Origin of the sequence: Hymenobacter translucens (assembly GCF_020685205.1) — a bacterium.
GTDB classification, from domain to species: domain Bacteria; phylum Bacteroidota; class Bacteroidia; order Cytophagales; family Hymenobacteraceae; genus Hymenobacter; species Hymenobacter translucens.
The window spans coordinates 611,601-634,197 of sequence record NZ_JAJERB010000001.1; the positions used below are offsets into that span (position 1 = coordinate 611,601).

The following is a 22,597-nucleotide window of genomic DNA, read 5'->3' on the forward strand; positions in this document are numbered from 1 at the left end:
CGGGGGGATGTCCGGCCGGGCCTGGCTACCCAAAATGATTTTTCCGGGAGCCGGGCCCGGGAGCTGACGGGCTGAATTTTCCGGCTTCGTTTTATGTATCTTTGCCATGGGCTGCCGCAAGGGCTTTGCTCCTTTCGGCTTTCGCAACTTCACTTATTCCGCGTTATGAAAAAGACAGCTACTTCCCTCCTGCTCAGCCTGGTGCTGCTGCTCGTGCACCTGGGTGCCAGCGCCCAGGGCGTGATGAAGTTCGAGAAAGAACTGCACGACTTCAAGGACGTGCCCGAGGGCACGATGGCCACCTACGAGTTCCGCTTTAAGAACATGGGTAACCAGCCCATCGTCATTTCCAACGTGCAGGCTTCCTGCGGCTGCACCACGCCCGACTGGACCAAGACGCCGGTACTGCCCGGCAAAACCGGCATCGTGAAGGCAATGTACAGCAGCGCCGGCCGGCCCGGGGTGTTCAACAAAACCGTCACCGTCACCAGCAATGCCGGCAACCCGACCACGGTGCTGTCCATCAAGGGTAACGTGCTGAGCAAGGAGCAGGCGAAGGCCACCCTCACCCCGGCACAGCTGGCCCAGTCGCCCCGCCTCGTAGCCGACCGTGCCGCCCACGACTTCGGCAAGCTCGAAGCCGGACAGCAGGTGACGGCAAAGTTCACGTTCAAGAACACCGGCAAGCAGGACCTGGTGCTGGGCATGATTTCGTCGAACTGCAACTGCATCGGCTACAAAAACACCCCGGCTCCCATCAAGCCCGGGCAGAGCGCCACGGTGGAGCTGCTCTACAACCAGCGCCAGCTCGGCCCGATGACCGACGTGGCCAGCATCAACTCCAACGACCTGAACGGGGACCTGAAGCTCACGCTGAAGGCCAACGTAGTGCGCGACCTGAACGCGGGCAGCATGGTGAAGGAAGCGGGCGCGAGCGTACCGTTCAAGTAAGCTCTACAACCTGATGATAAGAGAAGCACCGGGCCGCGAGGTTCGGTGCTTTTTTGTTGGGTGTCCACCTAGCTTTGAGCCTTGCTTTGGCCGGTTAAACACGGGGGTTTCTTTTACTTCGGATTTCAGCGGCCGGGCACGCCTGCCCATCCCCAAATCTTACCCTTCTGAACCGGGCCGCATTGCCTATCTTTGCCCCCGTTTTCAGGCTTAACCTCCCCACCTTCCTTCACCTGCCCTCCTATGATTATCGGCGTACCGAAAGAAATCAAGAACAACGAAAACCGCGTGGGCCTCACGCCCGCCGGTGTAGCTGAGCTGCGCAAGCATAACCACACCGTGTACGTACAGGCCACCGCCGGCATCGGCAGCGGCTTCGAGGACGCGGAGTATGAGCAGGCCGGCGCGCTGATTCTGCCCACCATTGCCGAGGTCTACAAGCAGGCCGAAATGATTGTGAAGGTGAAGGAGCCGATTCAGGAAGAGTACAACCTGATCAAGGAAGGCCAGCTGCTCTTCACGTACTTCCACTTTGCCTCGGGCGAGGAGTTGACCCACGCCATGATTGAGCGCAAGGCCGTTTGCCTGGCCTACGAAACCGTGGAGCTGCCCAACCGCGCCCTGCCCCTGCTCATCCCGATGAGCGAGGTAGCCGGCCGCATGGCCCCGCAGGAAGGCGCCAAGTACCTGGAGAAGCCCCTAAAGGGCCGCGGCATCCTGCTCGGCGGCGTACCCGGCGTGAAGCCCGCCAACGTGCTCGTCCTCGGCGGCGGCATCGTGGGCACCCAGGCGGCCAAAGTAGCCGCCGGCCTCGGCGCCCAGGTGACCATCATGGACATCAGCCTGAACCGTCTGCGCGAGCTCGACGACTTCATGCCCAAAAACGTGATTACGCAGTACTCCAACGAGTACAACATCCGCGAAGCCATCAAGACCACTGACCTCGTGGTGGGCGCCGTGCTGATTCCGGGTGCCAAGGCGCCCCACCTTATCACCCGCGACATGCTCAAGACCATGCGCCCCGGCACCGTGCTGGTGGACGTGGCCGTGGACCAGGGCGGCTGCATCGAAACCTGCAAGCCCACGACCCACGAAAACCCGACCTTCATCATCGACGACATCGTGCACTACTGCGTGGCCAACATGCCCGGCGCCGTGCCCTACACGTCGACGCTGGCCCTGACCAACGCTACGCTGCCCTACGCCGTGAAGCTGGCGAACCTGGGCTGGCAGGAAGCCTGCCGCCGCGACGCGGCCCTGCGCCTCGGCCTGAACGTGGTAAACGGCGAGGTGGTGTACCAGGGCGTTGCCGACGCCTGGAACCTGCCGATGGTGGACGTGGCCACGGTACTCGAAACCGCCCACGCCTAAGCATCCGCTTATTCGTACAAGAAAGCCTTCCTGACTTCGGTCGGGAAGGCTTTTCTGTAGAGGGCAGCCCCGGCCCTGGCACCGAGGAAAGCCGAAAGACAAAAGAAGCACTGAAAGCCTGTTTCTAACTTCTATTCGAAAAGGGCGGTCATGCTGAGCCCCGCGAAGCATCTCTACCGCTTCGCTGGATTAGTAACCATAACGAAGCGGTAGAGATGCTTCGGCTCCGCTGTGCTTCGCTCAGCATGACCGTCTTTTCCCAACAACGTCAGTACGCAAGATTCGCCGGATTTGCGCGGCTTGACATTCACCTAGTTCACCATTCTGAAACGACGCTAACTTTCCAATGAAAGGCATTCTATACACCGGCGGTGAGCTAAACGACCTGCAGGCTTTCAGCAAGCTGCCGGATTATCTGCAGACCTTTTTGCGCCGGCAGAACGGCGTGGTGGCGTACTTCGGCGGCCTGCATATCCGGGGCTGCGTGGTGAAGCCGGGCTGGCACTCCCTGCACGACGCCTGGCTTGACGACACCGCCTTTCATCACGCCTATGACCTGGTGCTGGAAACCGACATTCCGTTTGCCCAGGACTGCGTGGGCAACCAGTTTCTGCTCCGCGAAGACGCCGTGTATTTCCTCGACACCGAAACCGGGGAGCTGGCCTCGCTCGATGTGGACTTCGAGCATTTCCTGATCGGGGCCGAGAAGTTTCCGCTCGACGCGCTGGGTTTGGAACCCTTGCGCAGCTTTCAGCAGCGGGGCGGAATGCTGGCTCCCGGGCAGCTGCTGAGCGTATACCCGCCAGTCTGCATCGAAGCCTCGGGGCAGCGCAGCCTCAAGCCCCTGCCCGCGGCCGAGCGGCTGGCCAACCTGGCCGCATTCTACACCCAGATCAAAGGGCTGCCGAGCGGACAGCGTGTGCACTTTACCTTGAAGACCTAGCCGCCTTTCATGCCTTCCCTCACCCTGCGTTTGCTGTTTCGCCGCCTGCTGCTACTGATGGGCGCGTACCTGCTGCTGCGGCTGGGCTTTTTCCTGGCCAACCGCGGCGTGTTTCAGGAAGCCACCCCCGACCAGGTGCTGCTGGCCTTCTGGCACGGATTCCGGTTCGATATGTCGGCCATTGTGCTGCTGAACCTGCCGTTTATTCTGCTCTCCCTGATACCCAACTACCGCCTGGGCTGGCAAGGGGCGCTGCGGGGCGTGTACCTGGTTCTGAATTCGGTGGGGCTGGCCCTGAACATCGTCGATGCTGAGTACTTCAAGTTTATCGGGCGCCGCACCACCAACGAGCTAACCACCGTAGGCGGCGACATTCAGCGCCAGGCCGGGCAGCTTTTCGCCCACTACTGGTACCTGACTATTCCCTTCGCGGTGCTGATGGGCCTGCTCTGGTATTTCTTCCCGCTGCCGCCGGCCAACGCGGGAAGAAGCGGCTCCCGGCGCCGGCGCATCACGGTGCTGGTGGCGGAAATTCTGGTGCTGGCCGGGCTGGCGGTGCTGGCTATCCGGGGTGGCCTGCAGCTCAAGCCCCTGCGCACCGGCCACGCCTTTTTGCAGCAGCCTTCGGTGCTGGGCCACCTGACGCTCAACAGCACCTTCACCTTCCTACGGACCCTCGACTACGACGACATCGAGCCCAAGCACTACTTCGCCAGTAGCGCCGAGGCCCGGCAGGCCCTGGGCGCCCGTCCCCTGCCCGCTCCCAATGGCCCGGCGCGGCGCGACAATGTGGTGATTCTGATGCTGGAAAGTTTCGGCTCCGAGTACACCGGCATCGACAACAACGGGCAGGGCTACACGCCGTTTTTCGACTCCCTGGCGACTAAAGGGCTGTTTTTTCGGGACCACTACGCCAATGGCCGCCGCTCCATCGAGGCCTTGCCGGCGGTGCTGGCCGGGCTGCCTTCGCTAATGGAAGGCCCCTTCATCACCTCGAACTTCCAGACCGACGAGCTGCACGGCCTGGGCCACCTACTGGGGAAGAACGGCTACTCCAGCGCGGTCTACCACGGGGCTACCAACGGCACGATGGGCTTCAACACCTTTGCCGGCATTGCGGGCATTCAGCGCTACTACGGCCTCGACGAGTATCCCGGCGCGGCCAACAGCCCTGATTACGACGGGCACTGGGGCATCTTCGACGAGCCGTACCTGCAGTACTTTGCCCGCCAGCTCAACGGGCAAAGCCAGCCGTTTTTTGCCACGCTGTTCACGCTCAGCTCCCACGACCCGTTCACAATACCTCAAAAGTACGAGGGCCGCTTCCCGAAGGGCGAGCTGCCGATTCATCCCACTATTGCCTACACCGACCACGCCCTGCGGCAGTTCTTTAAAACGGCCAGCCGCCAGCCCTGGTACCGCAACACGCTGTTCGTGCTGGTAGCCGACCACACGTCCCAGAGCATCAAGCCCGACTACCAGAACGTGCTGGGCAACTACAAAACGCCCCTGCTACTCTTCCACCCCGGTCAGACGCTGCCCGCCGCTGACCCGCGCCGCATCACCCAGCAGGCCGACATTCCGGCCACCGTGCTTGATTACCTGAACCTGCCGGCCGGCCCCCTGCTGCCCTTCGGCGCCTCCGCTTTCGACACCACGGCCGCCGGCCGGGCTTTGTTCCTGAGCGGCGACACGTACTACCTCGTGCACCGCGACTTTGTAACCGAGCTGACAGCCGACAACCAGGTGCGGCTTTACCCCTATCAGACACACTTCATTCCCTCGGCTCCGCTGGCCAACCCCGATCCGGCCAAGGTGCGGCAGTACGGCAACGAGCTGCGCGGGGCGGTGCAGCTGTTCACCAACGGACTGATTAATAACACGCTTTACAAGTAGCGCGAATCGCAGATCTGCGCAGCTAAGCACCTGTCATCAGGGAAAGGCCCTATTGGCTGGTTTCCTCTGGCTGAGAAGCTGCCGGGGAGGCCAGCTGCTTCGCGGTTTCAAAATCCGGAATGAAATCCAGACGCCGATTGGTTCGGTTTACCGGGTCCACGTGCCAGCAGAAATGCTGCACGCCGTTGGTCAGCAGCAGCAGCGGGGCGCCGATGGTCTGGTTGTAGGTAGCGGCCTGGTGCGCCACGGTGGCATCAATCCGGACCGTGGCCGCTTTGCATTCTACCAGCAGCAGCACCCGTCCGTTGGGGCCGAAGGCGCAGAGGTCGGTGCGCTTGCGGCGCTGGTTGTAGGCGTGGCCCCGCTCGAGGCTGAGCAGGCTGCGCGGGTAGCCCAGGTGGTCGGCAAGGTAGTGCACCACGTGCTGGCGCACCCACTCCTCAGGCGTCAGAACCACGTATTTGCGGCGCAGTCCGTCCCAGATCATGACGTTCTGACCCGATTGTGTAAGTTTGTGTCCGAAAGGCGGCAGAGTTAGCTCGTGCATCACCTCCAAAGGTACGGCCCGGAAGCTCGGCTTCTGCTTTTCACCCGGGTGCCGTCGCTCAGTTTGGTCGACGGCTTTTTTATACGCGCTGCTTTCCCACCACTTTCACATCATACCCACCACCAAACCCGACTCTATGAAGAGCAAATCCGACATTGTCAACAACTGGCTGCCCCGCTACACCGGCGTCCCGCTCGGCGAGTTTGGCCAGTACATTCTGCTGACCAACTTTATCAACTACGTGACGATGTTCGCCGACCAGTTCGGCGTGCCGATTCGCGGCCTTGATAAGCCCATGCAGACGGCAACGGCCAACAACATCACCATCATCAACTTCGGCATGGGCTCCCCCATGGCGGCCACGGTGATGGACCTGCTCGGGGCCATCAAGCCCAAGGCGGCGCTGTTCCTGGGCAAGTGCGGAGGTCTGAAAAACAAAACCAAGCTCGGCGACCTGATCCTGCCAATTGCCGCCATCCGCGGCGAGGGTACGTCAGACGACTACCTGCCTCCGGAAATTCCCGCCCTGCCCTCCTTCCGCCTGCAGCGCGCCGTTTCGTCGATGATCAAGAAGCACGAGAAAGACTACTGGACCGGCACGGTGTACACCACCAACCGCCGCGTGTGGGAGCACGACGAGAACTTCAAGGAGTACCTGCGCCAGATCCGGGCCATGGCCGTGGACATGGAAACGGCGACGATCTTCGTGGTGGGCTTCGTGAACGAGATTCCGCACGGCGCCCTGCTGCTGGTTTCGGATAACCCGATGACGCCCGAGGGCGTGAAAACCGCCGAGAGCGACTCGAAAGTAACGACCAGCTACGTGCAGGCCCACCTGCAGATCGGCATTGAGTCGCTGATTGAGCTGCAGAACTCCGGGGAGTCGGTAAAGCACCTGCGCTTTGAGTAAGAATTAGTTGTCCGTTGTTCGTTGTCAGTATTGTTCTAACAACGAACAACGGACAACTCCGGCTAATGGAGGCCCCGCCGCACGGCGGGGCTTTTTTGTTTCTCGCTCTCCTCTGCTGCTGCGGGCAGTAGTGCCCGACAGAGGCTAACTTGCCGCATGATTCGTTTGCTTCCCTTCCTGAGCTTGCTCCTTTTGCTGAGCTGCCAGTCTGGCTCCCGCCGTCAGCCGGCCGACCTGCTGGTGTACAACGCCACCGTCTACACCGTGGACTCCGCCTTTTCCCAGGCCCAGGCCTTTGCCGTGCAAGACGGCAAGTTTGTGGCCGTGGGCACGGCCGACGATATCCGCGCCCGGTTTGAGGCCAGGCAGGAAGTTGACGCCCAGGGTCGGTTTATCTACCCCGGCTTCTACGACGCGCACTGCCACTTCTACCGCTACGCCCTGGGCTTGCGCGATGCCGACCTGACCGGCACCACCTCCTGGGCAGCCGTCGTGCAGAAGCTGACTGAGCACCGCCGGCAGTACCCGCAGTCGGCCTGGCTGACCGGCCGGGGCTGGGACCAGAACGACTGGCCCGGCAAGCAGTTTCCGACCAAGGACACGCTCGACAAGCTGTTTCCGGATGTGCCCGTGCTCATCACCCGGGTGGACGGCCACGCCGCGCTGGTTAATCAGAAAGCCCTGGACCTGGCCGGCATCACGGCCCGCACGCCCATCAGCGGCGGTACCATCACCAAAGATACCCGGAACCGCCTGACCGGCCTGCTGGTCGATAACGCGGTGGATCTGGTGGCCGTGAAGATTCCCGAGCCTACCCCGGCCGAAGCCCGGAAGCTGCTGCTCCAGGCCCAGCAGAACTGCCTCGCCGTGGGCCTGACCAGCCTGGCCGATGCCGGCCTCGACCACGCCAACATCGAGCAGATGGCCGAACTCCAGCAGCAGGGCCAGCTTAAGGTCCGCCTCTACACCATGCTCAACCCCACCGCCGCCAACAAAGCCTACTACCTGCCCAAAGGCCCGCAGTTTGGCGAGCGGCTCACCATCAGCTCGTTTAAAGTGTATGCCGACGGCGCCCTGGGCTCCCGCGGGGCCTGCCTCGTGGAGCCGTACCACGATAAGCCCAAGGAAACCGGCTTTCTGCTTTCAACCGAAAAGGAGTTCCGGGCCCTGGCCAAAGAGCTGGCGGCTTCCAGGTTTCAGATGAACACCCACGCCATTGGCGACTCCGCCAACCGCCTGATTCTGAACATCTACGGAGAGGCGCTGAAGGGCCAGAAAGACCGGCGCTGGCGCATCGAGCACGCCCAGGTGGTGACGCCCGCCGACATGCCCAAGTTCGGGCAATTCGGCATCGTGCCCTCGGTGCAGCCCACCCACGCCACCTCGGATATGTACTGGGCCGGGGAGCGGCTGGGTGCCGGGCGCCTGAAAACGGCCTATGCCTACGAAGAGCTGCGCAAGCAGTACGGGCAGGTCGCCATCGGCTCCGACTTCCCGGTGGAGGACATCAACCCGCTGTTCGGCTTTCACTCGGCCGTAGCCCGGCAGGATGCCAAGAACTTCCCCCAGGGCGGCTTCCAGATGGAAAACGCGCTGAGCCGGCCCGACGCGTTGCGCGGCATGACCACCTGGGCCGCCCACGCTGCCTTTGAGGAAAAGCAGAAAGGCAGCATCCGCCCCGGCATGGCCGCCGACTTCGTGGTGCTGGCTAAAGACCTGCTCAAAGCCCCCGCTTCCGAGCTGCGCACCGCTCAGGTACAGCAAACCTGGATTGCCGGTGAAAAAGTATTTAGCCGGAAGTAACCTCCGGCAGCCCGAAATGCGGTGCCGAAAAACCGCTCACAGCAAAAAGCCCCGACGTCCGCTGACGTGGGGGCTTTTTAGTGGAAGCTATGCGCGAAGGGAGTGGCCTATCGGGAGCTGGTAAGCCGCCCGTTTTTTTCCTTATTCCACTCCTGTTCAATCCCGCACTACCGAACCGGGCCTTCGTCGGCAGAGGCGCCGTAAATGGCGGGCACGGGAATGTCGAGCAGGCGTAGGTACACGCTCAGCTGCCCGCGGTGGTGGATCAGGTGGTTGAGCACCAGGGTGCGGGCCACGGTGGCGCGGGGCACGGTCATCATCTTCTGCTCGCCGCGGCGCAGGGTCCAGAGTTCATGAAAGGTAGCATCGTCGACATCGGCCAGGGCTTTGTGCAGGTTTTCGGCGTTCAGGTCGAAACGGCTCAGCACCTCGTCGGTCGACGTGGGCGAAGGCGGGAAGGGCGTAACCGTAACGTCGGTTTCCGGGCCCTGCAACGACAGTTGCAGGAAGTTGACCAGGTTGGCCATGTGTGAGGCCAGGGTACCCAGCTTCATCGACTTGGGGTGGGGCTGCCAGCCGAACTGCTCGGTCGGCACCCGCTCGAGCAGGCGGCGGGTGAGGTGCAGCTCCCGCTTGAGCTCCTGGCTGAGCGCAGCTTGCAAAGACGGTTGGGTAAAGGTAGTGGTGGGCTCCATACAGGTGGGGGGTTAGGAAGCGTTGAAAGCCGGATTAGCGCGTAGTAGCCGGCGTGCTGGCCGTAGCGGAAGCAGGCGGCGGGCCCGGCACGGCCGCCACGGCATTCTGCGGGTCGCGCAGGGTTTTTCCGCGCAGGGTAAACAGGAAAATCAGGCCCAGGATAAAGAAGACAATCAGGGCCAGGATGCTGTTGCGCATGGAGCCCGTCAGCTGGGCAATCAACCCAAAAGCGGCGGTGCCAATCACGATGCTCAGCTTTTCGGTGACGTCGAAAAAGCTGAAGTAGGCGGCCGTGTTGGGCGTATTCTCGGGGATAATCTTGGAATAGGTGCTGCGCGAAAGGCTTTGCACGGCGCCCATCGTAAGGCCGATAACGGCGGCCAGGGCAAAAAACGACCAGCCCTTCTGCACGAAGTAGCCCGCGATGCAGATCAGCATCCAGATAAACACCGCCCAGCTCAGGGCCCGGGTGTTGCCGATCCGCTCCGAGAGCTTGGCGAACAGGTAGGCGCCCGCAATGCCCACCAGCTGCAGCAGCAGAATGGTGATAATCAGGTCCCGGCTTTCCAGGTTCAGCACCTTATCGCCGAAGATGGTAGCCACGTACATCACCGTCTGCACGCCCATGTTGTAGGTAAAGTACGCCAGCAGGAACCGCTTCAGGTTGGGCTGGTGCTTCAGCTCGCTCCAGACTTTCTTCAGCTCGCGGAAGCCGTTCAGCACCCAGCTGCTGTCGTTGGTGTCGGTTCCGGCCGCGCGGCCCGGGTCTTTGGGCAGGGTAATGAAGGGAATCTGGGCAAATCCCGCCCACCAGACGCCGGTCAGCAGAAAGCTAAGGCGGGTGGCAAAGCCTTTTTCCAGCCCGAACATTTCATGGCCCTCAATCAGCACCAGGCAAAGCACCAGCAGCAGCACCGAGCCGATGTAGCCCATCGAAAAACCCCGGGCCGAAAGGGTGTCAAACTTGTCCTCGGTGCTGATTTCGGGCAAGTAGGAGTTGTAGAACACGATGCTGCCGGAGAAACCCACCGTAGCCGCAATAAAGACGAAGGTGGACGTGGTAAGCGTGTCCTTCGTAAAGAAGAACAGCGCGGCGCAGGAGGCCGCCCCGAGGTAGCAGAAGGTCTGCAGAAACAGCTTCTTCCGGCCCGAGTAATCAGCCAGAGAAGTCAGGAACGGGCTCACCAGGGCAATCAGCAGGAAGGCCGCGGATATGGCGTAGGTCAGCAACGACGAGCCCGGCACGTCGAAGCCCAGGAAGTTGACGATGTCGGTCTGGGGGCTCAGGTCTTTGGTAACGGCGCCCCAGTAAATCGGGAAAATGCTGGAGGTGATGACCAGCGGGTACACCGAGTTGGCCCAGTCGTAGAACGTCCAGCCCCGGGTGATGCGCTTGTCGTTTTTAGGAACGGCCTCCGGTGAGCCGGGAGCAGTAGTAGCGGTTGTCATAGCAGCGTTGGCAGGTAGGCGGGCAAGTTAAGGGGATTTACGAATGCAGACGGTTCAGCTCCGGCCTAATCAGGTCCGGCGGGCTTTCCGAGCAGCGCCAGGTACTGGGCCGGGGTGTCTACGTCGGTAGCGGCGGCTTCAAACGGCACCGAGACCACCGGCGAGCCGGCCGTGAGCAGGTGCCGGGCCCCGGCCGGGCCTTGCAACGCCCGCAGCGCGGCAAACTGCTCCCGGCCGAAAACGGCGGGTACGCCCACTGTGTCCGCGTAGCGGGTGGCGACGCGCGGAGCCCCGCTTTGCCGGTGCTGACGGACCAGCTCTTGCAGCAGCTCCGTCGTAACCAGGGGCTGGTCGGTGAGCATAACGAGCACTGCCGAAACCGGGGCTGCGGCTTCCAGAACGGTCAGCCCGGCTTGAATGGAGGTGCTCATGCCCTGCTCCCACCGCGGATTGTGCGCAATGAGCACGGGCAGGCTGCCGACCTCCGCCGCAAGCGAGTCGTGCTCGGCGCCCGTCACCACCACGACCGACCCGCAGGCGGCGGCCAGGGCCGTTTCGGCGGCGTGGCGCAGCAGGGTTTTATCCTGGTAGCGCAAAAGCTGCTTGGGCTGACCCATCCGGGTAGAAGCGCCGGCAGCCAGAACGATTATCCCCACCGGGGCCGGGGCGCTCAGCTGACCGGGCATTCGGCGGTGGCCGGGGTAGCCAGTTCAGCCGTCAGCGTCCGGGCGGCGGGGCCGTGGATGGGGCCGTCGGTGTTGCGCAGGAAGCCCGCGGCGCGGCAAGCCAGCACGGCCTGAATTTCAGCGACGATGGACAGGGCAATTTCCTCGGGTGTCTCGGCGCCCAGGTTGAGGCCCACCGGGCTATGCAGGCGGTTGCGCAAAGCTGCTTCGGCGTCCAGCCCTTCGGCGCTCAGCTCGGCCAGCAGCTGATCCGCTTTTTTGCGGGGGCCCAGCAACCCGATGTAAGGCGTGGGAGCCGCCAGCAACTGGCGCAGCACGGCCAGATCGTAGTAGTAATTATGCGTCATCAGCACGGCCAGGGAATCGTCCGGGGGCAGGACACCGACTTCGGCCAGGGGCACTACCCGCACGGCCGCCGCTTCCGGGAACCGCGCATCGGTGGCCTGGGCCGGCCGGCCGTCGAGCACCTGCACCCGCCAGCCCAGGGCGGCGGCAAACCGGACCAGGGGCTGCACGTCGTTGCCCGCACCATACACCGTCAGGCGCACCGCCGGGCGGATTACTTCCAGCGACACCTGCAAAGGCCCGGTTTGGCTTTCGTATTCCACTGTGGCCGACTGCCCGGCCAGCAGGGCTGCTTCGGCATCCGGCAGCAGCATTCCGGCCAGGCGGGCCTGGCGGTCTTCGGGACCGTGCCAACTCCCGTCCGCGGTAAGCAGCAGCCGCTCGCCGAGCTGGGCCGCTTGCCCGGCCGTACGGCCAAACACCGTTGCCAGCACCGCGGGCCGGGTCTGGCGCGTGGCGAGCCGCAGCAGCTCCAGCGGGTTATCGGCCGCTTCGAAGTCGAGGGGCTCCAGCAGGATATGGATAATGCCCTGACAGCCCTGGCCCATACCGTGGCGGAGGTCGTCCTCGTCGGAGGTATCGTAGACCACGACCACCGGCTGGCGGCGGAGCAGCGCCTGCCGGGCGCGGCGGCGGGCGTCACCTTCGAGGCAGCCGCCGCTGATGGCGCCGGTGAGCTGGCCATCTTCGGTTACCAGCATCCGGGCCCCGGCCCGACGGTAAGCCGAGCCCTCGACGTGCACGACGGTAGCCAGGGCGCAGGGCCGGCCGGCCGTGCGGTGCCCGTCGTAAGCTTCCAGTAAGCGTTGGTTCTCGGTCATGCCGCTGCTCTTGGTGCGCCGGTCAGGTCTTGGTCGTTTCTTTTCGGCATCACGTCAGCAGCCATATACGGCGGCTTTGGGTTTTGGCTGACCAGAACACGCTATCCACCCCAGCTAGCAGATGCCCAACTGCCGCCGCAGGTACAGCACCTCGCGCTCCAGCTCCAGGGTCCGGAAGGTGATTTTCATTTCCAGGTCGGCGTACGCGTTTTCCAGCTGTTCCACCAGCTGTTTCTGCTCGGTGATGTCGGTGTTGGTGCCGCACCATCGCTCCACGTGGCCCTGCTCGTTGCGCACGGGAATGGCCCGGGTCAGAAACCAGCGGTATTCGCCATCGTACCGGCGTAGCGGAAAAGTTAGCTCCCAGGGCTGACCGGCACCCCAGGCTTCCCGCACGAAGTTTACGACCCGCTCCCGGTGCTCAGGGTGGTGCACCTTTTCCCAGCCCCAGCCCTTCATCGACTCCAGGTCGGTGCCGGTGAACTGGTACCACCGCTCGTTGTACCAGAAAATGCTACCCTCCGCATCGGCCATCCACACCAACTGGTCGATGGCATCGGTCAGGGTTGCGAAGTCCTGCTCCCGCTGCCGGAGTGCCAGGGCATTCAGCTTCTGGTCGTGGATGTCGGTGCAGGTACCAAACCACTGCTCGATTTCGCCCTGGGCATTTCGCTGAGGCAGGGCCTGGCCCAGAAACCAGCGGTAGTCGCCCTGCTTTGACTTAAAGCGGTACTCGATTTCGTAGAACTCCCCGGTAGCCAGGGAATGCCCCCACCGCTGCCGGGCCCGGTGCTGGTCGTCGGGATGCAGCAGGTTGTTCCACATATCCGGGCCCAGGCTGGCTTCGAGCGTGTAGCCGGTATAGTCGATCCAGCGCTGGTTGAAGTAGGTATGGGAGCCTTTGGGGTCGGTAAACCAAACCAGCTGCGGAATCAGGTCGGCCAAAAACGTAAACCGGGCCTGGGCCTGCTCAAGCGGGGTGTGGGCGGGAGAATCGGGAGTCGTCACGGGTGGTGGGAAATTTGAGTTTAGCATGGGGGCCGGGAAAGCTGCAGCTCCATGCCGGACTGAAAATACAGGTTAAGCTGTCCGTGCTGCCCATCCGAAGAGCGGCGCAGCCGGGTAATGAGGGCCCGGCTTTGTTCGCGGCTCAGGTTCAGGTCCAGATACGGGCGGTTGAGCAGGGCGTCCCGCTGAATACTCCACTGGCCGGTTTCTTTTATTTCGGAAGCCTGCAGCTCCAGGGTGTTCGACTGCAAAACAAAGCGGGTGGCCACGGCCAGCGGGCTGTCCGGGTCGGTACGGTTCAGCACCCGATGCGCCACGCACCACTCCCCGCGCAGGTAGTCGTCGGGCAGGCTGCGAAGGTCAACATCGAAGAGTAGTTCGGACATAGAGTAAAGATGATCAACTAAATAGCAGCCGGTCCGGATAGACAGGCAAAAACCCGCTCCACACCGGTGAAAGCGCAATTTAGCCGGCTAATCAGCAACCTCAACCGCAAAGTTCCCCGCATGTTTAGAATTCAGCCCCGGTCGGCACTGCCGGTGCTTTTCCTACTTTTATCTTCTCACCGGCGGAAGCGGGAAACTTGTGCTGTCCCCACCTGGTTTACCTTTCGTCCCTCTGGGGCATTGCCCTGTAACTACTGCGCTATGTCATTTGAAGTCACCAACCTGAGTTTGTCCGAAGCCACGCGCCACGCCCCGTTCGTGGAATATGCCCGGTGTGTTGATGCCAGCGGCCGGCCCTTCAATCACAGCGGCGACTGGCCCGAGGAAGGTGCCCTGTACCCGGTTCGGGTTGTGCAGTCTCACCTCGAAGGAATGGCGCTGGTGCATGTGCTGGGCTTTAAGGCCGAAGCGCCGTACTACAATGCCTTTGCTCCCCACCGGTTCGAGCTGCTGCACACCATCTGGCTGAACTAGCCGGCGTTTACCAGCCGCAATTTCACCAAGCCCTGGCCCAAACGCCGGGGCTTTTTGCTTGGTAGGGCAGTCCGGCGCGGGCAGCCGCAGCTTCATTGTCCTGTTTTCATTAAACAGTAAGGATATTTAATAAAGTATTGCCTTGCTTGACATAAATTCTTTATACTTGACCAGTTCGATGCCCGGGTAGGAAGCGGCACCGAACCCCGAGTGCCGACCTGCGCCTACCGCCCGCACCTGTTGCTTTCCGGTCATGATTTCGGCTGGGCCCGCGGCCCCGCCAACTCAGCCGGCCCCGGCCATCTATTTCGCCGCCGGCTTTAAGCAAGACCACAATGGTGTATTCGGCCTTCCCTCCTGCTTGTTTCATCAGCCGTCGGAATCCGGCGAACGGGCAGGCGCGGGCCAGGTATTTTTATTTCTACTGCTATGAGTATGGGAGCTATTCTACGGAAGTGCCGGGTGCACTGCCGTCTGTCGCAGCACGAGGTTGCCGCCACTCTGGGCGTGTCGCAAAGCACCTACAGTGCCTGGGAAAGTGACAAGTGTACGCCCAAGTCCAGCTACCTCCCCGCGCTGGCAGCCACCCTGCGCACGTCGGTACCCGAGCTGCTGTCGGCCGGCAAGCCGGCCCTGATCGGAGCCGGGGAAAGTCTGCTGACGCCGGCCTCCGCCCTTTACCTGACCACGCTGCAGGAGAAAGAGCAGCTGGAGCAGGAAATCCATCAGCTCCGGGCCCAGGTGCTCTGGCTTACAATGTACGTGGAAATCATGCGGACCCTATCGACGCTGCTTTAGTTGAGCTGAAAGTCGGAAAACCGGGCCGAGGCTTCGCGGGGGCCGCTTACCAGCAGCCCTACCCGGATGCCTCCGTCCCAGGCCGGTAGCTGTTGTCCATCAGCCTCCCGGCTGCCCAGCGGCTGCCAGTTCTGGCCGTCGTCGGAGCTCCAGTCGAAGCGGAACCAGCTCCCGGCCCGGGCCTGCAGCCGCAGCCGGACAGTAGCTGCGGTGGGCAGCGGGGCTTCGCTGAGCAAGGTTTCCCGACCCTGGCTACGCTGCCAGACCTGCACCCGGCCTTCGCCTACCGTTACGCTGACGGCATTTTCCGGGCTACCCAGCGCAACCAGTCCGGCGCGGGCACCGGCCGTAAGCTGCCATAGCTGCACCTGGGTGGTAGCCGAGTAGGTGGCGGCCAGCGTCGGCCGCACGAGCAAAGCCCCTTCCGGTTCGGCTCCGAGCACCAGACTGCCCTCCTGCAGCCGGGCCCGGGGCCGCTTCCCCAACGGCCATTGCCAGCCGGGGGCCAGGGCCTCACCCGTAAAGTCGTCGCGCACGGGCAACGGGTCCGCAGAAGTACCGGCTTCCATTCCCCGGGCCGGAAATACCGGCCAGCCGTCGGAGCCCCAGGTGAACTCCGTCAGCACTCCCTGCCGGCCCACGTACTGCTGGCTGCCGGCGTGGTAGGCGTGGTGAAGCAGAAACCAGCGGCCGCCGTACTGCACGGGCGTACCGTGACCAGGGCATTTCCAGGTGTCGTTGCCGGTCAGCACCGGATTCCCGCTGTACTTCTGCCAGGGTCCCCGCAGGGTGCGGGCGCGGGCAATGCCCAGGGCGTAGGTGCAGCCGGCTCCGCAGCAGCCATTACCGGCATAAAAGGCGTACAGCCAGCCCGCGTGCCGCACCATGGCAACGCCTTCGATGAGGCTGCCTTCCCAGGGAGAGTCGTTGCGAAACAACTCAACCGGCGCCCCCAGCAGAGCCGTGCGCTCCTCGTTCATGCGCTGCGCCCAGATTGGCGTGGGCTGATTGCGGCTGTTGCCGTCTTCTTTCCAGACCAGGTAGAGCTCCCCTTTCTCATCGCGCACCGGAAACCCGTCGATGGAGCCGGCAGCCTGACCGATCAGAGGGCCGTGGTCGTGGTACGGCCCGGCCGGGCTGTCGGCGCTGGCCACGGCTACGCAAAGGATGCCGTCTTTGCGGCGGGCAGTGTAGTAGACGTACGTTTTGCGGCCTTCCTGACTGATTTCCGGAGCCCAGAAATACGCGTCGGCCCAGGACGGCAGACTGTCGGGGAATACGTGCCCCACCAGGGTCCAGTCCCGCAGGTTGTCGGACTTCAGCAAAGGGAAAGCCGGGGCCCAGTTCGAGGAAGTTGCCGAAACCCAGTAGCTGCGCCCGATGCGGGTAACGGACGGGTCGGGAAAGTCGCCGGGCAGGATGGGGTTGGTAAAGGCGGCCGGACGCCCGGCCCCACCTGGTACCCGGGACGAACAGCCGCTCAGCCCGAGTATCCCGCACAGCAAAAGAAGGATTCGCAACGTTGTCATAGGCAGCCCGGCTGGCCCGCGGCAGATGCTGCCGGGCCGGATTACTTTTCCGACTGGTTACGGGCCGGCGGACCCGAAGGCTGCCCCGTCAGAAAAATGGTCGTCAGCCGCACCTGCAGGGCGGGCAGCAGTTCGGCTGGGGGCGCCTGGTAGCGTTTCAGCAGGGAGGTCAGCCGTACATCCGACGAGTCCCGGGGGTCAAGCGCCAAGAAGATGGTGACGGGTCGGGTGGTGCGCAGGGGCTGGCGGGCCAGCAGGGAGTCAAGCGAAACGGTGGCCCCGCCCCGCACTATCACGGCTTCCTCCAGGCGGCGGGCATAGGTATTGGTGGTAAGCAACACCGCGCCGCGCTGCCCGGCCCGGCTCAGCAGGTCTTCGAGCCGGCGGGTATCGGCCGTAGTACCGGAAAACTTATCCTTGAAGAAAGCCGGGGGCTGGAGTCCGTACTGCACACTGTGCTTGGCGCGCAGGGCCAGGGCATTGAGCGTGGTCAGCAGCAGCAGCACCGCGCATAACAAGCGCAGGAACAATGGGCTGCGGGTGGAAAGCAGGAAGATCAGCAGCAGGGCCGAAACAATGAGCATGATGGGCGCGAAGTAGCGAGTATCGGCCACGTAGGTCCACCGCCCCCCCGGCCACCAGTCGACCAACGCTGCCGGGTAGCGCAACGACAGGGCAACGAGCAAACCAAGTAAAACCAGTGCGGAGGCTACCCACACGCCCAGCAGCAGGTGCCGGAGCTGCATGGAGCCGGAAGCTCTGGCAACCTGGTATTCAACCCTCGCCCCGATTACCAGAGCTGCCGCCACCAGACTGCTGACTGTCAGGGCCACCAGGTAGTACGGCAGCGTGCCGCCTTTCACAAGCTGCATCACCCCGCCCGCCAGGACGCCGTTCAGCAGAAAAGGGTCGAACAGCCGCAGATTGTCCCAGTAGATATGAAAGCCGGGCTGGTGATAAAACTCGGTCAGGTAGTACGCATTGCCGGCCACAAACTTCTGGTAGCCGACGAGGGCTCCTACCAGGCCTGCCGAAAGGGCAAGCCCGGTCAGGGCCATCAGGCGCCCCGGTTGGAGCCGCCACCAGGCCCCGAGCAGCACCAGCGGCGGCAGAAACGCCAGCGGGTAGTAGGCAAACCGCATCAGGCAGGCGGCAAAGCTCAGCGTGCTCATGGCTACCACCCAGGTCCACTGCCGGGCGCTGCCGGCAACGGGAGCTTCGCTGAGCAGGAACAGCAGATGAGTCACCCCGGCGCAGTACAGGCCGAAGGACCACAAATCGGTGTTATAGAGGTTGTTGAACGGCGTGTTGGCGATACCCCAGAAAAGAAAGAACACCGCCGGTGCCCAGGGCTGGAGCGTAGGCCGCAGCCGCCTCAGCAGAAACCACCAGGCGCCGAAAAGCAGCAGCACGCCCAAGATGTGAATCAGCCACAGCGCCAGCAGGATCTGGTGGTCGGATACGGGCTCCCGCAGTAGCAGCCCCATCAGCCAGGCGTAGCCGGGGGGCCATACGGCGAGGGGGTTATAGTGCAGGCGGCCCAGGTCCTGCATCCGGGCCACGGCAATGCTCACGCCGTGGCCCCGGATCAGGTTTACGGCGCTGGCCGTCTGCAGCATGTTGTCCGTGGTGAACACCGTCATCACAAACTCGTCCGCGCAGCGCAGCAGCACCGCCAGCCAGAACGACAGGCGGTTGAGGACCGGCCAGTTCAGGCTTTGCAGGCGGGCAGGCGCAGGGCGGAATAAGGAAGGAAAAGGCAAGCAAAAAGTCGTTGAGGGCACTGTGCTGCCGGCCCGGAATTCATGGCAGCCGGTATGGGCGGCTAAATATACCGCAATGCGGTACACCGGCCGGAGCGCCGGGGGCAACCGCTATGTACCGGCAGCAGGCTCCTTATTACATAGTTCAGGAAAAGAAGTGGCCGTTTCGACGGGCCCGGAGCGAGGTTTGACCCGCACCAGCTCCCATTCAACGACTACCCCTACGGTTGAGCAACCCGTAGGCTTTGAATCAAGTAAAGCCTGAGCGTATTCTTCGGTTTTAGCTGGTTTGCTACCGCGCCCAAAACCGAGTTCAGGAAACCGCCGGGAGGCGCGTCCCTTAAGTGGGCGCAGGCTTTAACGTTACTACTTCAGTCTGCAATCGACCCAATGCTACGTACCTGCGAAAATGAGTTGATCGAGCGGCTCTATGCCCGGGACCAGGCAGCCATGACTGAGTTTTACGATCAGTACGGCAAGGTGCTTTACAGCGTGATTCTGCGCATCGTGCGCAATGAGGAACTGGCCGAAGACGCGTTGCAGGAGTGCATGGTGAAAATCTGGTACTCCTTTGCCTCCTACGACCCGGGCCGGGGCCGCCTGTTCACCTGGGCCCTGAACGTGTGCCGCCACGCGGCCATCGACCAGCTGCGGACCCGGCGCTACCGTGAGTCGCAGAGCACCCAGCCGCTGGAGGGCAGTAAAGCCCTGCGGACGCCGGCGCTGGCTGCCTTTCTGCCCGAGCACGTGGGCGTGCGGGAGCTGCTGCTGCTGCTGAAGCCAGCCGACCGGGTTCTGATGGAGCTGCTTTACTTTGGTGGCTTCACGCATTCCGAAGCGGCCGACGAGCTGCAGCTGCCGCTGGGCACCGTCAAAACCCGGGTGCGGGCCTCTATTCAGCTGTTGTCCCGGGCTGCCCAGGAGCCCCTGGACTTTGCTGCCCTGCCCGTCCGGGGGTAGCCCGGTCACCCGGCTTTTTTGCGTCGAACCAGCACATTTGCCCGCCCACGGCTGGGAGGCTACCCCGCAATGCCGTATATTGGCTGGGTATGAAAAAGCTACTTCTCCTGGCCTTAGCAGGTGCTTTGGCCAGCTGCGAAAAGGAAGGCCCTGCCACCCACCAGGTGCAGGCCCGCGTGACCGGCACCGACCTGTCCGGGCTGGGCGCCCGACTCAACATCAGCGAAGTCCGGGATATCAACGCGGGCCGCCGGCTTAAAAACCTAGTTATCCGGTCTATTGCCTCCCGCATCGACACCACCTACGAGCTGGGCACTTTCGGCCCGGCCGATCTGGTAGCCGCCGAGGCCAGCTTTGGCTTTGTGACGCCCACCGGCAGCATCCGCCCCAGTGCTCAGAGCAGCCTGGTAGTGGAGCTGGTTGCGGATGGCAAGGTGGTGGCCCGCACCACGCTCAATGCCTCGGCCAGCGGCTACCGCGTGGCGTACGACCCGTTCCTGAAAGGCATTGCCGAGCTGCGCACCGACTGGCTTTAAGCGGCTGACTTCTCCCCTGCTACCGGTATCTTACTTGCTATGAAGCTGATTTTCTTTCGCGAGCTGCTTTGGCTGTTCGTCGCCCTGACCACGGCCCTGCTGCTTTCGTTTGGTTTACGCCTGTTGCTGCTGGGCAGCCCCGACAGCTACCGGCAGCTGCTAGACGAGGTAGGCAGCAACGAGCAATACCTGCACGTGGTGCTTTACCTGGTTTGCTTTCTGGGCATTTACGTGAGCCGCCTGGCCGTAGCCGCGGTAGGCCTGTTTGCCGAAAGCGTGCCCACGGCATCAGCCTAAGGCTATATAAGACTTGCTTCAGGGCAGGGGCTGACTCTGCCAGAACCGGCGGTATACCAGACCCATAAGCAGCACTCCGGCTGCGCCCAGAAGTGCCAGCAGCGTACCGGCGTCAAGCTCCAGTTGGCCTACGTACACCACGTATAAAAACACGCACAGCGTACAGAGTGCAATCAGGCCGCCCACCGTGCTCAGCAAAGCCGGGTTCGGGACGATGATGCTGGCCCGGAGCACCAGCGCCAGCAGCAGTCCGAAAAGCAGGAACGCGGCCAGCACCACCAGCGCCAGCAGCAGCACGTGCTGCACCCCGAGCAGCATTGCCAGCGGCCCCGGTGCCGTAGTGGCGGGAACTTCGGCCGGCCCGGCAAAGCTGGCCCGCAGCAGGTTCCATTCCGACGCCGAGCCTTCTTCATAGCCGAGGGCCCACACGCCCACCCCGCCCAGGTGCTGCTTGGCAATCCAGGCATACTTCGGCGCCAGACTGGTCGAATCCTCCCCCCAGGCCTGCCAGGGCAGTTGTTTCGGCATTGGAAACGAATAGTACATACTCAGGCTCGCCTTGTTGGGGGCACCCCCACCCTGGGGTAGCACCTGGCGCATCTGGTAGTTGGTGAGGTAGCCCCGGGGGCGGGTGATTTCCTCACCGTCCAGGCTGTCCAGCTCCCATACCTGGGCCAGGTGGGGCAGCCCCACCACCAGCTGACGGCGCTGCAGCCCCTGCCCCAGGTAGTAGGCCACCGAGGTGGAAATGCTATGCTCGCCCCAGTCTTCACTAGGATGCAGGGGCGCCAGGGGACCGGGCTTCTCCGGGTTATGAGCAGTATAGTCGAAGGCTTTGATGACGAAAAAAGCCACCTGCGGGTCCACTGCCTGCAGCCCGCTGTACGCCCCGGTCACATCCACCGCCGGCACGCTCACTGCGAGTACGAACCCCGGATTGGCAGCCCGCAGCTGTATAGCCAGCTGTCCGATAAAGTCGCGGAGCAGGATGGCGCCGGGCGATAGACCCGGGCGGGGAGTGTTACCGGGCCGCACCGGTGTATTGGTTAGCAGAGCCCTGGCCTGTTCGAATTCACGGAGCTCCTGCTGCAGCTTCCGCTTCTGAACCGGGTACGTCTTGATTGTAACAGGGTCAGTGAGGGCCAGCTGCTGCCGGGTGGCTTTGCGGGTGGCAAACGACAGGGAGTCAGTGCGGTAAACCGTCTGGCGCTTCTCAAAAACCTGCCGCCGCCCATCATGGGCCAGTAGCTGGCGGCTCAGTGCCACCGAATCGACCCGATACGCCGCTGTGTCGCGCCGCAGGTAGATCCAGCGCTTCACAAATCCCCAGAACTGTCCCCGATACCCCAGGGCAGCCCGGCGGGCGGCCAGCTCTTTCCGGGCCTGGTCCAGCGCCTGTTGCTCCTGCTTCAGCGCCGCCGACTGTCGGTTCAGGGCGGCTTTGGTTGTGCTCAGCATCCGCTCATAGAGCTGCAGCACTTCGTCGTTGGCGGCCGCGACGCTTGCCTCAGCGTTTTTCCGCACGTCGGCCTGCCACTGCTGGCGCTGGGTTTCCTCATATTCCTGCAGCTGATCCTGACGGGCCTTCAGCTCGGCCTGCCGCCGGATCAGCTGGCGCTGTACCTGCGCCAGGGCAACTGCCTCCGCATCGGGCTGCCAGAGGTCAATATCCAGGTTTACGCCATCAGCCTCGGTATTCTCAACTTCCCGGACAATGTTTTTTATCAGGTTGCGCTGAATATCAGCGGCCTGAGCCCGGAAAACAGAGCCCGTACCAGCCGGTTCGCGGTACGACATCGTCAGCAGGACTTTGCAGTTGCCGTTGCGGGCCCGTGCGGCTTCCAGCAGCCCGGCCGGGCTTTGGTGGGCAGGCAGACGCACGCCTCCTTGGCTATCAATCTGGTAGCCGAAGTACGCCACGTGCGACAACAGGGAAAAGTTGTAGTTGACGTAGGCATTATTCAGCCAGTACGGGTGCCAGCCTAGCACTACTGCCCCTGACTTCAGCGCGTAGCGGATGGTATCGGCCGGGGCCAGCCGCTGGGGCAGGTAGGCCTGGCCGGGCGAGGTGGCGCTTCGGAAGCGGGGCCACTCCCTAGGGTCATAGTTACGCGGGTCCTGCATGCCCGCCAAGGGCGTCAGAAAAGGCTTGGGCGGCGCAGGCGCCACTGCTGCGACGCGTCCCCTTGTGGTTTTGCGGGCCGGCTTTTTGGGCTTGCCGGCGGCGACCAGACTGGTCAGGGCCAGTAGCAGCACGAACAGGCTCCGCAGCAAACGGGTGGAAGCAGGTAGCGAAGTAAAAACGGGTACCATCGGAATAATGCGGGTTGGAAAAGGGGATTCGGTTACCGGCGCGGCGGCGTGCAAC

General features: G+C 63.0%; 21 protein-coding genes. 11 read left to right on the plus strand and 10 right to left on the minus strand.

From position 1 onward, the window contains the following. Positions 1–165: 165 nt before the first annotated feature. The 4 genes from LJY25_RS02610 (at position 166) to LJY25_RS02625 (ending at position 5,161) form a co-directional block, all read left to right on the plus strand. Positions 166–951: a DUF1573 domain-containing protein gene (locus LJY25_RS02610; protein ID WP_227606664.1), complete on the plus strand. Its 786-nt coding sequence runs from the start codon at positions 166–168 to the stop codon at positions 949–951. A gap of 243 nt (positions 952–1,194) precedes the next feature. Beyond that, positions 1,195–2,322 (plus strand): alanine dehydrogenase, encoded by a 1,128-nt coding sequence (ald, locus tag LJY25_RS02615; protein ID WP_227606665.1) that lies wholly within the window; start codon positions 1,195–1,197, stop codon positions 2,320–2,322. A gap of 346 nt (positions 2,323–2,668) precedes the next feature. After that, positions 2,669–3,265, plus strand: coding sequence for an SMI1/KNR4 family protein (locus LJY25_RS02620; protein WP_227606666.1), 597 nt, complete (start codon positions 2,669–2,671; stop codon positions 3,263–3,265). Positions 3,266–3,274: 9 nt separating this feature from the next. Then, the gene (locus tag LJY25_RS02625) at positions 3,275–5,161 is read left to right on the plus strand and encodes an LTA synthase family protein (RefSeq protein ID WP_227606667.1); all 1,887 of its coding nucleotides are present in this window, start codon (positions 3,275–3,277) and stop codon (positions 5,159–5,161) included. A 49-nt stretch (positions 5,162–5,210) separates the two neighbouring features. Here the strand turns inward: LJY25_RS02625 and LJY25_RS02630 are convergent, their stop codons facing one another. Continuing rightward, a complete protein-coding gene (locus LJY25_RS02630; protein ID WP_227606668.1) occupies positions 5,211–5,708 on the minus strand; it encodes a type I restriction enzyme HsdR N-terminal domain-containing protein in 498 nt (165 codons plus the stop codon). 136 nt (positions 5,709–5,844) lie between these two features. Here LJY25_RS02630 and LJY25_RS02635 point away from each other — a divergent pair, with 136 nt between their 5' ends. Both LJY25_RS02635 and LJY25_RS02640 read left to right on the plus strand, forming a co-directional pair. After that, a complete protein-coding gene (locus LJY25_RS02635; RefSeq protein ID WP_227606669.1) occupies positions 5,845–6,618 on the plus strand; it encodes an AMP nucleosidase in 774 nt (257 codons plus the stop codon). Between the two features lie 156 nt (positions 6,619–6,774). Continuing rightward, positions 6,775–8,421, plus strand: coding sequence for an amidohydrolase (locus LJY25_RS02640; RefSeq protein ID WP_227606670.1), 1,647 nt, complete (start codon positions 6,775–6,777; stop codon positions 8,419–8,421). 167 nt (positions 8,422–8,588) lie between these two features. Here LJY25_RS02640 and LJY25_RS02645 read toward each other — a convergent pair whose 3' ends face one another. From LJY25_RS02645 to LJY25_RS02670, 6 genes are all read right to left on the minus strand, one after another. Further along, positions 8,589–9,116, minus strand: a complete 528-nt coding sequence (locus LJY25_RS02645) for a DinB family protein (protein WP_227606671.1) — start codon at positions 9,114–9,116, stop codon at positions 8,589–8,591. A 34-nt stretch (positions 9,117–9,150) separates the two neighbouring features. Further along, positions 9,151–10,566: an MFS transporter gene (locus LJY25_RS02650; protein ID WP_227606672.1), complete on the minus strand. Its 1,416-nt coding sequence runs from the start codon at positions 10,564–10,566 to the stop codon at positions 9,151–9,153. A gap of 65 nt (positions 10,567–10,631) precedes the next feature. Next, positions 10,632–11,252, minus strand: coding sequence for a nucleotidyltransferase family protein (locus tag LJY25_RS02655; protein ID WP_227606673.1), 621 nt, complete (start codon positions 11,250–11,252; stop codon positions 10,632–10,634). Next, positions 11,237–12,418: an XdhC family protein gene (locus LJY25_RS02660; RefSeq protein ID WP_227606674.1), complete on the minus strand. Its 1,182-nt coding sequence runs from the start codon at positions 12,416–12,418 to the stop codon at positions 11,237–11,239. Before LJY25_RS02660 ends, LJY25_RS02655 begins: the two co-directional genes overlap by 16 nt. Before the next feature lie 114 nt (positions 12,419–12,532). Next, a complete protein-coding gene (locus LJY25_RS02665; RefSeq protein WP_227606675.1) occupies positions 12,533–13,453 on the minus strand; it encodes a PAS domain-containing protein in 921 nt (306 codons plus the stop codon). Then, positions 13,447–13,812, minus strand: a complete 366-nt coding sequence (locus tag LJY25_RS02670) for a hypothetical protein (protein ID WP_227606676.1) — start codon at positions 13,810–13,812, stop codon at positions 13,447–13,449. The genes LJY25_RS02665 and LJY25_RS02670 overlap by 7 nt, the downstream gene beginning before the upstream one ends. Positions 13,813–14,073: 261 nt before the next feature. Between LJY25_RS02670 and LJY25_RS02675 the strand changes: the two genes are divergently transcribed. Both LJY25_RS02675 and LJY25_RS02680 read left to right on the plus strand, forming a co-directional pair. Next, the gene (locus LJY25_RS02675; RefSeq protein WP_227606677.1) at positions 14,074–14,346 is read left to right on the plus strand and encodes a hypothetical protein; all 273 of its coding nucleotides are present in this window, start codon (positions 14,074–14,076) and stop codon (positions 14,344–14,346) included. Positions 14,347–14,781: 435 nt separating this feature from the next. Continuing rightward, positions 14,782–15,144, plus strand: coding sequence for a helix-turn-helix domain-containing protein (locus LJY25_RS02680; RefSeq protein ID WP_227606678.1), 363 nt, complete (start codon positions 14,782–14,784; stop codon positions 15,142–15,144). Here the strand turns inward: LJY25_RS02680 and LJY25_RS02685 are convergent. Then, complete coding sequence (locus tag LJY25_RS02685; protein ID WP_227606679.1) at positions 15,141–16,673, minus strand: family 43 glycosylhydrolase; 1,533 nt, start codon at positions 16,671–16,673, stop codon at positions 15,141–15,143. The genes LJY25_RS02680 and LJY25_RS02685 overlap by 4 nt on opposite strands. A 41-nt stretch (positions 16,674–16,714) precedes the next feature. After that, on the minus strand, positions 16,715–18,436 hold the full coding sequence (locus LJY25_RS02690; protein WP_227606680.1) for a hypothetical protein: 1,722 nt from the start codon (positions 18,434–18,436) through the stop codon (positions 16,715–16,717). Between the two features lie 390 nt (positions 18,437–18,826). Between LJY25_RS02690 and LJY25_RS02695 the strand changes: the two genes are divergently transcribed. The 3 genes from LJY25_RS02695 to LJY25_RS02705 all read left to right on the plus strand — a co-directional run bounded on the left by LJY25_RS02695 (position 18,827) and on the right by LJY25_RS02705 (position 20,229). Then, positions 18,827–19,396, plus strand: a complete 570-nt coding sequence (locus LJY25_RS02695; protein ID WP_227606681.1) for an RNA polymerase sigma factor — start codon at positions 18,827–18,829, stop codon at positions 19,394–19,396. Between the two features lie 89 nt (positions 19,397–19,485). Further along, entirely contained in the window at positions 19,486–19,932 is a 447-nt protein-coding gene (locus LJY25_RS02700; protein WP_227606682.1) for a hypothetical protein, read from the plus strand. Between the two features lie 39 nt (positions 19,933–19,971). After that, the gene (locus LJY25_RS02705) at positions 19,972–20,229 is read left to right on the plus strand and encodes a hypothetical protein (protein WP_227606683.1); all 258 of its coding nucleotides are present in this window, start codon (positions 19,972–19,974) and stop codon (positions 20,227–20,229) included. Between the two features lie 18 nt (positions 20,230–20,247). On the opposite strand, the gene LJY25_RS02710 is transcribed toward LJY25_RS02705, so the two are convergent. Next, a complete protein-coding gene (locus tag LJY25_RS02710) occupies positions 20,248–22,542 on the minus strand; it encodes a glycosyl hydrolase family 18 protein (RefSeq protein ID WP_227606684.1) in 2,295 nt (764 codons plus the stop codon). Positions 22,543–22,597 lie beyond the last annotated feature (55 nt).